This is a genomic window from Pseudomonas sp. S11P7 (assembly GCF_023195435.1).
In the GTDB taxonomy this organism is placed as follows: domain Bacteria; phylum Pseudomonadota; class Gammaproteobacteria; order Pseudomonadales; family Pseudomonadaceae; genus Aquipseudomonas; species Aquipseudomonas fluorescens_G.
Map to the genome: position 1 here is coordinate 438181 of NZ_JALPKS020000002.1, position 13252 is coordinate 451432.

Genomic DNA, 13252 nt, shown 5'->3' on the forward strand with positions numbered 1-13252 from the left:
CCGCCTCAGTCTGTGGTCGCCAATGCCGTTGCCGGCACAGGACGGGGCCGGTGGAACAGCCGCTCGAGCCATAAGTATATGACCGGCGTGGTGAACAGCGTCAGCATCTGGCTGACCAGCAAACCGCCGACCACGGCGATCCCCAACGGCTGGCGCAATTCGGCGCCGGTGCCGTAACCGAGCATCAGCGGCAGGGCACCGAGCAGGGCGGCGAGGGTGGTCATGATGATCGGCCGGAACCGCGTGATGCACGCCTCGAAAATCGCCTCCTGCGGCGACAGGCCCCGATGACGCTGCGCTTCGAGCGCGAAGTCGATCATCAGGATGCCGTTTTTCTTGACGATGCCGATCAGCAACACCAGCCCGATCAACGCCATGATCGAAAAGTCCTGCCCGCAGATCCACAGCATGATCACCGCGCCGAGACCCGCCGCCGGCAATGTCGAAATGATCGTCAGCGGATGCACGAAACTCTCATAAAGCACGCCAAGAATGATGTACACCGCCACCAGCGCCGCGAGAATCAGCCACGGCTGACTGGCCAGCGAACTCTGGAACGCCTGCGCCGCGCCCTGGAAATTGCCGCTGATCGCGGTCGGCATGCCGATCTCTGCCTTGGCCTGATTGAGCAGAATCACCGCATCACCCAGCGCCACACCGGGGGCGAGGTTGAACGACAGGTTGGCCGCCGGAAACATGCCGTCGTGAGCAATCGACAACGGGCCGATGGTCGGCGCATCGAAGCGCGCCAGCGCCGACAGCGGCACCATCTCGCCACTCAGCGGTGATCGCAGGTAGAAATAATTCAGGCTTTCGGCCTTGCCGCGCTGCTTGGTATCCAGTTCGAGGATCACGTTGTACTGGTTGACCTGAGTCTGGAATTCATTGATCTGCCGTTGGCCGAACGCGTCGTACAGCGCTTCATCGACATCGCTGGCGGTCAGGCCGAAACGCGCGGCGGCGCTGCGGTCGATGCTGATGTGGGTGATGCTGCCGCCCAGTTGCAGGTCATTGGAAATGTCGCGGAACGCCGCGTTGCTGCGCAGTTTTTCGGTCAGGCGTTGCGTCCACGTCGCGAGGGTCGCGCCGTCGTTGCTCTTGAGTACGTATTGGTACTGCGCACGGCTCGGGCCGGAGCTGAGGTTGATGTCCTGACCGGCGCGCAGATACAGGACGATGCCGGGGACTTTCATCAATTGCGGGCGGATGCGGTCGATGAACTGGCTGGCGCTGACGTCGCGATCGCCGCGTTTTTTCAGGGCAATCCAGAAGCGCCCGTTGGCGATGGTCTGGTTGCTGCCGGAGACTCCTACCGAATGGGAAAACGCCTGCACCGCCGGGTCGGCGGCGACGATTTCGGCCATCGCCAGGTGTTTTTTCACCATGTCGCCGTAGGAGATATCCGCCGCCGCTTCGGTGGTGCCGAGAACGAAACCGGTGTCCTGTACCGGAAAGAAACCTTTCGGGATAAAGATGTAACCGCCGATCGCCAGCGCCAGCGACAGACCGAACACGCCGATCATCAACTTCTGATGGGCGAGGGCGCGGCGCAGGCCGCGTTCATACCAGCCGAGCAAGCGTTCGCTGAAGCCCGGTTTGTCGTGGGCGTGGTGCGTCGGTTTGCGCATGAACAGCGCGGCGAGGGTCGGCGCCAGCGTCAGCGACACCACCACGGAAATCATGATGGTCGAGGTCGCGGTCAGGGCGAATTCCTTGAACAACCGCCCGACCACACCGCCCATGAACAGCAGCGGAATGAACGCCGCCACCAGTGAGAAGCTGATCGACACCACGGTGAAACCGATCTCGCCCGCGCCTTTGATCGCCGCTTCGCGCATGTCATCACCGGCCTCCAGATGCCGGTGAATGTTTTCCACCACCACAATCGCATCGTCAACCACGAAACCCACCGCGACGACGATCGCCACGAGTGTCAGGTTGTTCAGGCTGAACCCGAGGACATACATCAAGGCGAAACTGGCCACCAGCGACACGCCGAGCACCGCCGAGACGATCAGCGTTGCCGACAATTGGCGCAGGAACAACGCCATCACCGCGACCACCAGCAGGATCGCGATCAACAAGGTGATCTCGACCTCATGCAGCGAGGCGCGGATGGTCTGGGTGCGGTCGATCAGGGTTTTCACCTGCACCGAAGCCGGCAGCATGGCTTCGAGGCCGGGCAGGGCGGCCTGGATGCGGTCGACGGTTTCTACGATGTTGGCGCCGGGCTGGCGCGAGATCACCAGGTTCACGCCCGGACGATCACCGGCCCAGGCCTGCACGTAGGCATCTTCGGCACCGTTGACGACTTTGGCGACATCGCGCAGGTGCACCGGGGCGCCGTCCTTGTAGGAAACGATGAGCTGGCTGTAGTCCTCGGGGTGGAACAACTGATCGTTGGTCGACAGCGTGGAAATGCTCGACTCGCCGTACAGCGCACCCTTGGCGAGGTTGAGGCTGGTCTGCTGGATCGCCAGCCGAATGTCGGCGAGGGTCAGGCCGATTGCCGCCAGCTTATCCGCCGAGGCCTGCACGCGAATCGCCGGACGTTGCTGACCGGTGATGTTGATCTGGCCTACGCCGTCGATCTGACTGATCTGACGCGCCAACAGGGTTTCCACCAGATCGCTGAGTTCGGTGCCGGGCATCTGCGTCGAGCTGACGCTGAGGATCAGCACCGGGCTGTCGGCCGGGTTGACCTTCTTCCACGTTGGTAGCGTCGGCATGTCCTTGGGCAACTTGCCCGCGGCGGTGTTGATCGCCGCTTGTACTTCCTGGGCGGCAGTGTCGATGCTTTTGTCGAGGGTGAACTGCAAGGTCAGCAGGGACGAGCCCAGCGCACTGCTCGAGGTCATCTGGGTCATGCCGGGGATGGCGCTGAATTGCACCTCCAGCGGCGTGGCCACCGATGACGCCATGGTGTCAGGGCTGGCGCCGGGCAACTGCGCCGACACCTGGATGGTCGGGAATTCGGCTTCCGGCAGCGGTGCAATCGGCAAGCGCGGGAAAGCAATCACGCCCACCAGCACCAGCGCGATGGTCAACAGAATGGTCGCGACCGGGTGATCGATGCACCAGGTCGAAACGCCTTTGTGCGTTTTCATCGGCCCGGCTCCGCTTGCACCACTTGCGGCGGTTCGCTCATGACTTGCACGGTCGAACCGGGCTTGAGTCGCGACTGGCCATCCGTGACCAGCACATCGCCGGCGTTTACGCCCTTGATGATGTCCTGACCGCTGCCCTGATAAACCATCTGCACCTGCACGGCTTCAACCTTGTCGCCGTTGACCCGGTAAACGAAGTGTTGATCGAGGCCGCGCTGTACGACCGTGGGCGGAACCACCAGCGCATCCTTGTCCAGCGCCGTCTGAATTTTTACCGTGACCAGCAGGCCGGGCCAGAGCTTCTGGCTGGCGTTGGCGAATTCGGCCTTGGCGCGAATGGTGCCGGTGTTGGCGTTGATCTGGTTGTCGATCAGGGTCAGATGACCTTCGCCGAGCAGATTGGCGGTTTCGCCATCGGTGTCAGCGCCGATGTAGGCCTTGACCGGCGCGCGCTGCGGATGGTTGATCAGGCTTTGCAGGGTTGGCAGCATTTGCTGGGGCAGGGAAAACTCGACGGCGATCGGGTCGATCTGGGTCACGGTAAACAGGCCGGCGGTGTCGGTCATGCGCAGGAAGTTGCCTTCATCGACCGTACGAATGCCGACGCGGCCGGTGACTGGCGAGCGAATCTGCGTGTAGGACAGTTGCACCTGTGCTGCGTCGATTGAGGCCTGATTGCCTTGGGCGGTGGCCTTGAGCTGATTGACCAGTGCTTGCTGCTGGTCGTAGGTCTGTTTTGAAACGCCGTCGTCGACGCTGAGCAGTTTGTAGCGTTTGAGGTTGAGCAGCGCGACTTGCAGTTGCGCCTGGCTTTCGCCCAATTGCGCGCGGGCCTGATCGAGGCTGGCGCGGATCGAGCGGTCGTCAATGGTCGCCAGCAGGTCGCCCGTTTTGACCCGTTGGCCCTCTTTGACGAGGATTTTGGTGAGGATGCCGTCGATTTGTGGGCGCACCACCACGCTGTGCAGGGAGAGGACCGAGCCGATGCCGCTGGTGTAGCGGGGGACGTCTTTGGCGCTGACCGTTACCACCCGCACCGGGATCGCGGTGGGGGTCGCCAGTTTGGTCGGGGTCGGTTTGAGTGCAAACCAGAGGCCTGTGGCTGCCAGCAGGATCAGAAGGGTGGCGAGCAGGGCTTTGTTTTTTTCGATTCGCATGCGGTGTGGCGCCGATGGGTCTGGAGTTTGGGCAGGTTGGAGCTTTATATACGGGTTTGGGGGTCAGGAGGGTGACGGCTGGCTGACAGCGCTGTCAGTTTCGTTTGGGTGTTTATCCGTTGCTGCGGTAGCGGCCGCTGGCGGTTTCGCCTGACGGCGACTTACTTTTTTACAAGCGCCTAAAAAAGTAAGCAAAAAACGCTTGCTCCTACGTTCGGCCCTCGCAGGCTCGGGTTCCTTCGCTCCGGGATCGATCCGGGCGCAGCGGCTACGGTTTGCTGCGCTGCACCTACGTCCGCTGTGTCTGGCTGCGCCAGACGGTCACTGCGCTCCCACGCCCGGATCAATCCCTGCGCTCAGCCTTCCGATGTCGCTGGTGGATCAAGATCAAAAGCACTCGAGCTAACGCTCATTGTTGAGTGGTTAGAAGCGGGTGGTTGGCTTTGGTTTTGTGGTGTGGCTGCCCCTCACCCCAGCCCTCTCCCGAGGGAGAGGGAGCCGATTTTGGTTGGCTTCTGAGTTTGTGTTCGACTCGGTATTTCAGGTCGGCGTTGCTCTCGCATCCACCCCGGTCAGTCCCCTCTCCCTCCGGGAGAGGGCTAGGTGTGAGGTTGGTTTTTGGCCGTTAAATCTTGTGTTTCATCCTGCACATATTTGCCAGCCGAAGGTTCTGCCTTTTTCTCCAGCGGTGCAAAAAAACGCTGAGCATTGCCGGTCCCAAGCCGATTAACCCACTACGCTTCTCAAGATTCGCTCTCAAACGCGGATAACGCTTGTATAGCTCGGATTTTCTCCGGGCCGATCACTGCGGGGTGACCTTGATATGAAGCTGAAAACCGTAATGCCGTACGTGCTTCTCTTGCTTCCATTGACCGCGTTGGCCGCGCCTGGCAGTCAGTCAGGGGAGATTCGTTTTAGCGGGCAGATTGTCGATGCGGGCTGTGCGGTCGGGCGGGTCGGGGCGTTGGCGGGGAATGAGTCGCGGCGGGTGGAGCTGCAGCCGGGGCTGGCGTTCGATGTCGATACCCATCGCAATGCGTGCAGCGGGCAGTCGTTGCCGATTTCCATGCGTTACGAAGCGTTGAAGACTTCCAGCGACAAAGGCATCGTCACCGTCTCGTATCTGTAAACCGTTCGGCGTTCGATGCAATTCTTCAGGTGCCGAGCCAGGGCGTGCGGGTATACTGCGCGCCTTCGCGGCTCACTGATCGGGCCCGACTTGCTGCTTTGCGGAGCTTTTATGACTTCCCCGACCCTGCCACCGGTTGACGACGCTGTGAGCGCTGTCCCGGTTGAATTGGCCGACGCCAACGACACCAAAGCCGAAATCCCGGCATTCAAATTCCCGTTCAAGCCGGGTGACCTGGCCGCTGCCAAAGGCTCCAATCAGCCGTGGTACAAGAACGGCGCGAAGAACGGCCACACCAAAACCCCGGGCATGGCGCCGCCGGGTACGCGTCGTTCGATGGGCAAGCGCTGAGGTTCACTCGCGCCCACAGGTTTTTCGGTTGTTCATGAAATTTGTGTACGACACAAATTCCTGTGGGAGCGAGCCTGCTCGCGAAGAGGCCCGGATAAGCGCTAGAGAACCCGCATCAAGCCGCCCGCAGCGATATGAACGCATACGTCTGCGCCGGTTCGGTCACCACCTGCGCTCCGGCCGCCACGACTTGCCCCGTCACATCCTCTCCCGACAAATGAAACAGCCACTCACTCGACGCAGTCGTTAAGGGTTGCTCGCTCACCTGATCGATTATCTCCGCAAACGCGCTCATATTCGGCAGATACGCCGTGAACCCGTCGCCCTTCAGCGCCGTGGTGCGAATCCCGAGCAATGCGCAGATCGCATCCTTGCTTTGAATGTCATCGCGATCGGCCTGACGCGAACGCTGGATCAACTCGATCAATTCCTGATCAACCCATTGGCCGCCGGCAATCAACAAGGGTCCCTGTTCCCAGGATTCTGGCGGGCAATCCTTGGCCGCTGGGTTGAGCGGGATGTGCGGGTTGATCTCCGCCGGGTAGATCCGGCACACCAGCGGTCGCCGCTCATAGATCCGGCAGAGCTTGTCTTCGTCAAGATTCCGGCAGGGGCCGACGTTGTAAGCGGCGAAGGTGATCGCCACATGGGCATCGGTGCTGCCGCTGCGAACCCGCACTGAACGGCGTTCGGCGTGCTCGCGTTGCGCCATCGGCAGACCGAGGCCGTTGCCGAGGAAGGCCTCGACCAGCACGATCACCTGACCGCCATCCGCCGCCCACATGCGCGCCTCGGCCTGGGTCAGCGGGACATGGTGGTCGGTGCAGCATTTACCGCAGCCTACGCAGGAAAACGTCGTATTCATTGAGCGATCTGTCTTCAATCAGGGTGTGAACCGGCGGCGGAAAACCACCGTACAGGCCTGCATCGAAGCAAGTTGTGCGCCACTCAGCGGCTTTTGGCGGTCGGGCGGATCGAGTCCCACTCGGTGACGAACGCGGTTTTCGCGGATTTGCTGTACAGGCACAGCTCGGTGCCTTGCTGGCCCTTCATGTGTTTTTGCGGGTACTGGCCTTGCATGAGCACGGCGGTGTAACCGACGCGGTCATCGAATTGCGCCGGGGTGCCGACCGGTTTGGCGTTTTTCAGGCCGCTGGCCTTGGTGCAACTGGCGAGCACGGTTTTGTCGTAGGCGGCCCAGGCGTCGGGGCTGGAGGCGTGGGCCTGGGAGGCAAGGGCGGTTAGGCAGAGCAGGCTGGCGATGAGGGCTTTCATGGTGAGGCATCCTTGTTATTGGCCAAGGTTGGAGTATGCCTGAGGGTTAGAAGTTGCCAGTGCCGGCCGCATCGCGAGCAGGCTCACTCCTGCAGTCTGGAATGCATTTCAAAAGTGAGCGAGCCTGCTCGCGAAATCGGTGGGTCAGTCCGCCACCAATTCCCGGCGAACCACATACATCCCGGCACTCTCATACAGCCGCTGCGCCCGCAGGTTGTCCTCCAGCACTTTGAGATCAACAAACCCTTCGCGCCGCTGCTGAAACACTTTGAACGCATTGAGCAGCAACGCCCGGCCCAGTCCGCGCCCTTGCAGTCGCGGATGCACCACCAGATTCTTGATGTACGAACTGGTCCAGCACTGCGCCACACCCGCCACGCCATCGGCATCGCTGGCGACAAAGCACAGCGCCGGATCGTATTCGGGGTCGCTTTCAAAACGCTGCTGCCAGACCTCCAGCGCCGGCACCCGGCCACCGCCCTCGCAGTAGCCGAGTTGCATCAGCGCGTGCACGGCGGCTGCGGTTTGGGGGTGGTAAGTGCTGACCTCGACACCGTCCGGCCAGCGGATGTCCGGCAGATCTGCGCGCAGATCGCGGCGCATCAGCAAGCAGAATGTTTCAGTCAAAACTCAATGACCTTGCGCCGCAACGTGTTTGGCCGCTTCGATCAGGCAGTGGGTCAGTTCCGGCGAGGAGAATTTGGTCAGCACGCCGTTGGCCCCGGCCAGCCGCGCTTTCTCGCTGTTCATCGCGCTGTCGAGCGAGGTGTGCAGCAGCACATACAAATGCGCAAAGTCCGGTGTTTCCCGCAGCGTGCGGGTAAAGGCGTAGCCGTCCATCTCGGACATTTCGATGTCGGAGACGATCAGGTTGATCTGTTGCGCGGTGCCTTGCAGGTCGAGCAGGCAGTCGATGGCCTCCTTGGCGCTGCGTGCGGTGTGGCATTGCAGGCCGAGGTTGCGCAGGGTGTGCACCGATTGCTGCAGCGCCACCTGGCTGTCGTCGACCACCAGAATCCGCGCGTTGCCGAGCACTTCGGCGTCTTCCATGGTCAGGTCGGTCGGGGCCATTTCGATCTGCGCCGGGGCGATGCTGTGGATAACTTTTTCGATATCCAGCACCTGCACCAAAGTACCGTCCACCGAGGTCACGCCGGTGATGTAAGCGCGCGAACCGCCGGAACCGAACGGCGGCGGTTTGATGTCGGTGGTCAGGCAGTGGACGATCTTGCTTACCGCTTGAACGTGCAGACCCTGCTTCGAACGGCTGACGTCGGTGACGATCAGGCAGCCGCCGTTCGGGTCTTCCAGCGGCCGCTCGCCGATAGCCCGGCTCAGGTCGATCACCGACAGCGAGGCGCCGCGCAGGGTGGCGATGCCTTTGACGTGCGGGTGCGACTCCGGCAGCTTGGTCAGCGGCGGGCAGGGGATGATTTCGCTGACTTTGAGCAGGTTGATCGCCATCAGCTTGCCGCTGCGCAAGGTAAACAGAAGAAGCGAAAGTGAGTCTGCGCGGGCTTTTGTCGAGGACATTTGGACCTTCTGTGGAAAAAGGTGATGGGCGAAGGTGGAATCGCCAGAAACCATTGATGCCGGGTTATCGGCTTGATTGGGGTGGGCTTTAGATTTGTCGTCACAGATCAAAAGCCCCTCACCCAGCCCTCTCCCAAAGGGAGAGGGAGCCGATCGAGTTGTATTGCGTTATACGTCGACCTGAAAAAACGCGTCGATTATGGATTCGGCAGATCAGGTTCAGGCCGGTGAATTACTACAACATCCCCCAATCGGCTCCCTCTCCCTCCGGGAGAGGGCTGGGGTGAGGGTGTGCTTTTAGCTTTTCATCCCCAACCGCTTGGCCATCCGCCCAAGGTTCGCCCGATCAACCCCCAACTCCCGCGCCGCACTCGCCCAGTTATCCTGATTGCGCTCCAGTGCCGCGCTGATCAACTGGCGCTGAAACTGCTCGGTCGCGCTGCGCAGGTCGCCGCTGATCGAAGGCAATTCCCGCACATCAACCTCCATCGCAACCGAGTTATCCACAACCTCACGCGGCAAGTCCAGATCCGCCGCACTCAAACTGAGAATCTTCGGCCGCACCTTGCAGTTGCCCAGCGCCTTCAGCGCGCTGCGGCCGATCAGATGTTCCAGCTCGCGCACGTTGCCCGGCCAGGTATAGGCGAGCAGCGCTTCCTGGGCGTCGCTGTTCAGGCGCAGGCTGTTGAGGCCCATCCGTGAGCGGTTCTGTTCGAGGAAGAAGCCGCTGAGCAGCAGCACGTCGCGTCCGCGATCGCGCAGCGCCGGGACCTTCAGCGGGTAGACGCTGAGACGATGATAGAAGTCGGCACGATAGCGGCCGCTGCGCACTTCTTCGGCGAGGTCGCGGTTGGTCGCGGCGATCAGGCGCACGTCGACCTGATGTTCCTTGTCCGAGCCCAGGCGCTGCAACTGCCCGCTCTGCAACACCCGCAGCAATTTCGCCTGCACGGTCAGTGACAGTTCGCCGACCTCGTCGAGAAACAGCGTGCCGCCATTGGCCAGCTCGAACTTGCCACGGCGGTCGCTGGTCGCGCCGGTGAAAGCACCGCGAACGTGGCCGAACAGCTCGCTTTCGACCAGCGTATCCGGCAACGCGGCGCAGTTGAGGCTGATGATCGGCTTGTCGGCACGCGCCGAGGCGGCGTGAATCGCCTGCGCGACCAGCTCTTTGCCGACCCCGGTTTCGCCGGTGATCAACACGGTCAGATCGCTGCCGCCGACCAGATTGATCTCCTCGACCAGGCGTTTATGCGCTTTACTCTGACCGATCATCTCGCGCTGCTGCTGACCGCTGGCCTGACGATAGACCTCGGCGCGCTGATGCTCGTCTTCGGCGCGATTGGCCAGCCGTTCGATGCGTTCGGCGGCGTTGACCGTGGCCGCGGCGAGGCTGGCGAAAGCTTGCAGGGCGTCGAGTTCGATCGGCTCGAAACGTTCGGGATCGAGCGCGTCGAGGGTGATCAGGCCCCACAGTTTTTCATCGACGAATAACGGGCAGCCGAGACAGTCGTGCACTTGCAGATGATCGTCGAGACCATCGACCAGTCCGTCATAAGGATCAGGCAGTTCGCTGTCGGCGGCGAAGCGCGTCGGCCCGGCACCGGCCAGCAGAATGCCGAAGCGCGGATGTTCGCTGACCTTGAAACGGCGGCCGAGGGTGTCGGTGCTCAAGCCGTCGACGGCGAGCGGCACCAGCGATTCGCCATCCAGGCGCAACAGCGCTGCAGCGTCGCAGGGCAACAGGGCGCGCATGGCTTCGAGCAGGCGCCGATAGCGTTCGCCTTCGGGCAGTTCGCGCGACAGATCGGCAACCAGGGGGAGCAATGCGGTGAGCAGGGATTTGGCAGTCATGGTGTGTAGTCAAATGGACCTGATGTAGTCGCAAAGACTATAAGTCGGCTTGGGTCGTTATGACTACATAAAAAACAAGCGATTGATTTATAAGAGAAAAAAACTGGCACGAAAACTGATACTCCACAGATAACTTCAATAAAGCTCAGGAGTCACCTCATGCTTAGCGCTCAGGATCGTGCCATCGTCAAATCCACCGTGCCTCTGCTGGAAAGCGGCGGCGAAGCGTTGATCACCCACTTCTACCGCATGATGCTTTCCGAATATCCAGAGGTGCGCCCGTTGTTCAACCAGGCTCACCAAGCCAGCGGTGATCAGCCGCGCGCGTTGGCGAACGGCGTATTGATGTACGCCCGCCACATCGATCAGCTCGATCAGCTGGGCGATCTGGTGGCGAAAATCATCAACAAGCACGTCGCCCTGCAGATTCTTCCGGAACACTACCCCATCGTCGGCACCTGTCTGCTGCGTGCGATCTCCGAAGTGCTCGGCGATGAAATCGCCACGCCGGAAGTGATGAGTGCCTGGGGCGCGGCGTACGGCCAGTTGGCGGACATCCTGATCGGCGCCGAAACCGCCATCTATGATGAGAAAGAACAGGCGGTTGGCGGCTGGCGCGGGGCGCGTGAGTTCATCGTTGCGGCCAAGGTCGAGGAGAGTGCGGAGATCACTTCGTTCTACTTCGAACCGGCCGACAAGGGCCCGATTCTCGCCGCAGAACCCGGTCAGTACATCGGCATGAAGCTGATCCTCGACGGTGAAGAGATCCGCCGCAATTATTCGCTGTCGGCACTGGCGAACAACGGCCAGTACCGCATCAGCGTCAAGCGCGAACCGGGTGGCCGCGCCTCCAATCATTTGCATGATCAACTCCACGTCGGCGCGAGCATTGAACTGTTCCCGCCATCGGGCGAGTTCACCTTGTCGGCCAGCGATAAACCGCTGGTGCTGATCAGCGGCGGCGTCGGCATCACCCCGACCCTGGCGATGCTCGAAGCGGCGCTGCAAACCCAGCGGCCGGTGCATTTCATCCACTGCGCGCGCAATGGCAGCGTGCATGCTTTCCGCAACTGGATCGACGACCTCGCCGCGCGCCATCCGCAGCTCAAGCGTTTTTACTGCTACGCCGAAGATGACGGCGTCAGCCCGGCGGCGGACAAGGTCGGGATGCTGAGTCAGGAGCAGCTCGGCGAGTGGCTGCCTGCGCAACGTGACGTCGATGCGTATTTCCTTGGGCCCAAAGGCTTCATGGGCGCAATCAAGCGCCATCTGAAAGCGCTGGGAGTGCCGGAGAAGCAGAGCCGTTATGAGTTCTTCGGGCCGGCTTCTGCTCTGGAGTGATCTGAAAACCGAGTCGCCTGCATTCGCGAGCAGGCTCGCTCCCACCGGATTTGTGTTCGACGCAGATCCAGTGTGGGAGCGAGCCTGCTCGCAAAGCTTTTTGTGCGGCGAAAATCCATGCACCTGTGGGTTAATGGTTCCTTAACCGCTCTATCGTTTATTGCCCCGGTGTAGACTTGCGGCGACTTTCAGCCGCAAGCCAGCTGAACCATGGACAAACAAGGGAAAGGCAATGAGCGAGGAAACGATTCGATTGGGCCGTGAGCGGCGCTTTCTGGTGCTGCTGGGCGTGATCTGCCTGGCGCTGATCGGTGGTGCCCTGTACATGCAGGTCGTGCTCGGCGAAGCGCCGTGCCCGCTGTGCATTCTGCAGCGTTATGCGTTGCTGCTGATCGCGCTGTTCGCGTTCATCGGCGCAGCCATGCGCAGTCGTCGCAGCATTACCGTGTTCGAAGCGCTGGTGGTGCTCTGTGCGCTTGCTGGCGCCGCGGTCGCCGGGCATCACGTGTACACGCAGTTCTACCCGGCCGTCAGCTGTGGCGTCGATGTGCTGCAACCGATTGTCGATGATCTGCCGCTGGCGAAAATCTTCCCCCTGGGCTTTCAGGTCGACGGCTTCTGTTCGACGCCATACCCGCCGATCCTCGGCCTGTCGCTGGCGCAGTGGGCATTGGTGGCGTTCGTGCTGGTGGTGATTCTGGTGCCGTTGCTGACCTCGCGTAATCGAAAAGCACTGCGCTGAATCAACTTTTCGCAAGCGTGGCCGATACACAAAACGCCCCGATTGGCGGTTCAGCCAATCGGGGCGTTGCACGTTTCAGAGTGAGGCTGAACTCATCCTGACGGACGGCAAGCGAGGGTGTGACAAGTGTGCGACATGTTGTCACACAGGGGGTGTCGCAGAGGCGCCCACAGACTCCGATTGCGTCGTTGTTACAAAAAAGGATTGGTCGGTCTGAGGGTTTTTTTGCTTTAGGACGCAAGTGCCAGAGCAGGCAGTTTTAACAGCTTCAGGCAGATGGCCAGAAGCCTTGGGTTATCGGGCTTTGCGCCGTTCCGCTGTACGGAAAAAACCTTCGGAGCTGTCTGAACTGACGCGGGTGCGCTGACAGGTTTTGCGAAATTTGTTGAGAACGCCTTTCAACAACGCGCGACACTTTTGCAAAAATGGCGAGGGATTGTTGCCGTAAAAGATAAAAATTATTTCGGGATAAGACATGGTGTATAGGGCGCTACCTATCTACAATCGCCCGCACTGAATTCCCGGCGCTGTTCAGCCTTTATTAAGGAACTGATCAGAAGGTCGGGTGTCGAGCAAGCCGCGAGGCTTTCGAGACACCCAGGTGTCGGTGCCTTTCCAACTTTCCGCACCAAATGGAATTGGTCTGTAACAAGGCCTTTGACCACGAATTCGAATAAGAACTGAACGCTGTCCCAAGGTTTTGTCGAGCGTCTTGCGCGCGACGGGCGGCCCTTATTCAATCCAAAGAAAATGCCAACCCTTG

At 60.9% G+C, this 13252-nt stretch carries 11 protein-coding genes; 4 read left to right on the forward strand and 7 right to left on the reverse strand.

What is annotated here, in order from left to right; genetic code table 11:
• Positions 1-5 precede the first annotated feature (5 nt).
• Together M0746_RS02135 and M0746_RS02140 are read right to left on the reverse strand one after the other, a co-directional pair.
• Positions 6-3107 carry a multidrug efflux RND transporter permease subunit gene (locus tag M0746_RS02135; protein ID WP_258448063.1) on the reverse strand — a complete coding sequence of 1034 codons (3102 nt, stop codon included), beginning with the start codon at positions 3105-3107 and terminating at the stop codon, positions 6-8.
• Positions 3104-4264 (reverse strand): efflux RND transporter periplasmic adaptor subunit, encoded by a 1161-nt coding sequence (locus M0746_RS02140; protein ID WP_258448064.1) that lies wholly within the window; start codon positions 4262-4264, stop codon positions 3104-3106. Before M0746_RS02140 ends, M0746_RS02135 begins: the two co-directional genes overlap by 4 nt.
• An 823-nt stretch (positions 4265-5087) precedes the next feature.
• Here M0746_RS02140 and M0746_RS02145 point away from each other — a divergent pair.
• Positions 5088-5393, forward strand: coding sequence for a type 1 fimbrial protein (locus tag M0746_RS02145; RefSeq protein ID WP_208939841.1), 306 nt, complete (start codon positions 5088-5090; stop codon positions 5391-5393).
• A gap of 111 nt (positions 5394-5504) precedes the next feature.
• A complete protein-coding gene (locus M0746_RS02150) occupies positions 5505-5744 on the forward strand; it encodes a hypothetical protein (RefSeq protein ID WP_093098509.1) in 240 nt (79 codons plus the stop codon).
• Between the two features lie 115 nt (positions 5745-5859).
• On the opposite strand, the gene M0746_RS02155 is transcribed toward M0746_RS02150, so the two are convergent.
• From M0746_RS02155 to norR, 5 genes are all read right to left on the reverse strand, one after another.
• On the reverse strand, positions 5860-6609 hold the full coding sequence (locus tag M0746_RS02155) for a YkgJ family cysteine cluster protein (protein WP_258448065.1): 750 nt from the start codon (positions 6607-6609) through the stop codon (positions 5860-5862).
• 83 nt (positions 6610-6692) lie between these two features.
• Positions 6693-7019 carry a hypothetical protein gene (locus M0746_RS02160; RefSeq protein WP_258448066.1) on the reverse strand — a complete coding sequence of 109 codons (327 nt, stop codon included), beginning with the start codon at positions 7017-7019 and terminating at the stop codon, positions 6693-6695.
• Positions 7020-7163: 144 nt separating this feature from the next.
• Positions 7164-7622, reverse strand: a complete 459-nt coding sequence (locus M0746_RS02165) for a GNAT family N-acetyltransferase (protein ID WP_258451425.1) — start codon at positions 7620-7622, stop codon at positions 7164-7166.
• A gap of 27 nt (positions 7623-7649) precedes the next feature.
• Positions 7650-8552, reverse strand: coding sequence for a chemotaxis protein CheV (locus tag M0746_RS02170; RefSeq protein ID WP_090286091.1), 903 nt, complete (start codon positions 8550-8552; stop codon positions 7650-7652).
• Positions 8553-8849: 297 nt separating this feature from the next.
• The gene (gene norR / locus M0746_RS02175; RefSeq protein WP_258448067.1) at positions 8850-10406 is read right to left on the reverse strand and encodes a nitric oxide reductase transcriptional regulator NorR; all 1557 of its coding nucleotides are present in this window, start codon (positions 10404-10406) and stop codon (positions 8850-8852) included.
• A 159-nt stretch (positions 10407-10565) separates the two neighbouring features.
• Here norR and hmpA point away from each other — a divergent pair, with 159 nt between their 5' ends.
• On the forward strand, positions 10566-11747 hold the full coding sequence (hmpA, locus tag M0746_RS02180) for an NO-inducible flavohemoprotein (protein WP_258448068.1): 1182 nt from the start codon (positions 10566-10568) through the stop codon (positions 11745-11747).
• A 232-nt stretch (positions 11748-11979) separates the two neighbouring features.
• The gene (locus M0746_RS02185; protein ID WP_093098526.1) at positions 11980-12489 is read left to right on the forward strand and encodes a disulfide bond formation protein B; all 510 of its coding nucleotides are present in this window, start codon (positions 11980-11982) and stop codon (positions 12487-12489) included.
• The last annotated feature ends 763 nt before the right edge of the window (positions 12490-13252 follow it).

What these genes read in the sequence shown, in the direction of transcription:
- hmpA (WP_258448068.1), top strand. Translation starts at nt 10,566, where the DNA reads ATGCTTAGCGCTCAGGATCGTGCCATCGTCAAATCCACCGTGCCTCTG.
- M0746_RS02145 (WP_208939841.1), top strand. Translation starts at nt 5,088, where the DNA reads ATGAAGCTGAAAACCGTAATGCCGTACGTGCTTCTCTTGCTTCCATTG.
- M0746_RS02140 (WP_258448064.1), bottom strand. Translation starts at nt 4,264, where the DNA reads ATGCGAATCGAAAAAAACAAAGCCCTGCTCGCCACCCTTCTGATCCTG.
- M0746_RS02185 (WP_093098526.1), top strand. Translation starts at nt 11,980, where the DNA reads ATGAGCGAGGAAACGATTCGATTGGGCCGTGAGCGGCGCTTTCTGGTG.
- M0746_RS02155 (WP_258448065.1), bottom strand. Translation starts at nt 6,609, where the DNA reads ATGAATACGACGTTTTCCTGCGTAGGCTGCGGTAAATGCTGCACCGAC.
- M0746_RS02160 (WP_258448066.1), bottom strand. Translation starts at nt 7,019, where the DNA reads ATGAAAGCCCTCATCGCCAGCCTGCTCTGCCTAACCGCCCTTGCCTCC.
- M0746_RS02135 (WP_258448063.1), bottom strand. Translation starts at nt 3,107, where the DNA reads ATGAAAACGCACAAAGGCGTTTCGACCTGGTGCATCGATCACCCGGTC.
- M0746_RS02165 (WP_258451425.1), bottom strand. Translation starts at nt 7,622, where the DNA reads ATGCGCCGCGATCTGCGCGCAGATCTGCCGGACATCCGCTGGCCGGAC.
- M0746_RS02170 (WP_090286091.1), bottom strand. Translation starts at nt 8,552, where the DNA reads ATGTCCTCGACAAAAGCCCGCGCAGACTCACTTTCGCTTCTTCTGTTT.
- norR (WP_258448067.1), bottom strand. Translation starts at nt 10,406, where the DNA reads ATGACTGCCAAATCCCTGCTCACCGCATTGCTCCCCCTGGTTGCCGAT.
- M0746_RS02150 (WP_093098509.1), top strand. Translation starts at nt 5,505, where the DNA reads ATGACTTCCCCGACCCTGCCACCGGTTGACGACGCTGTGAGCGCTGTC.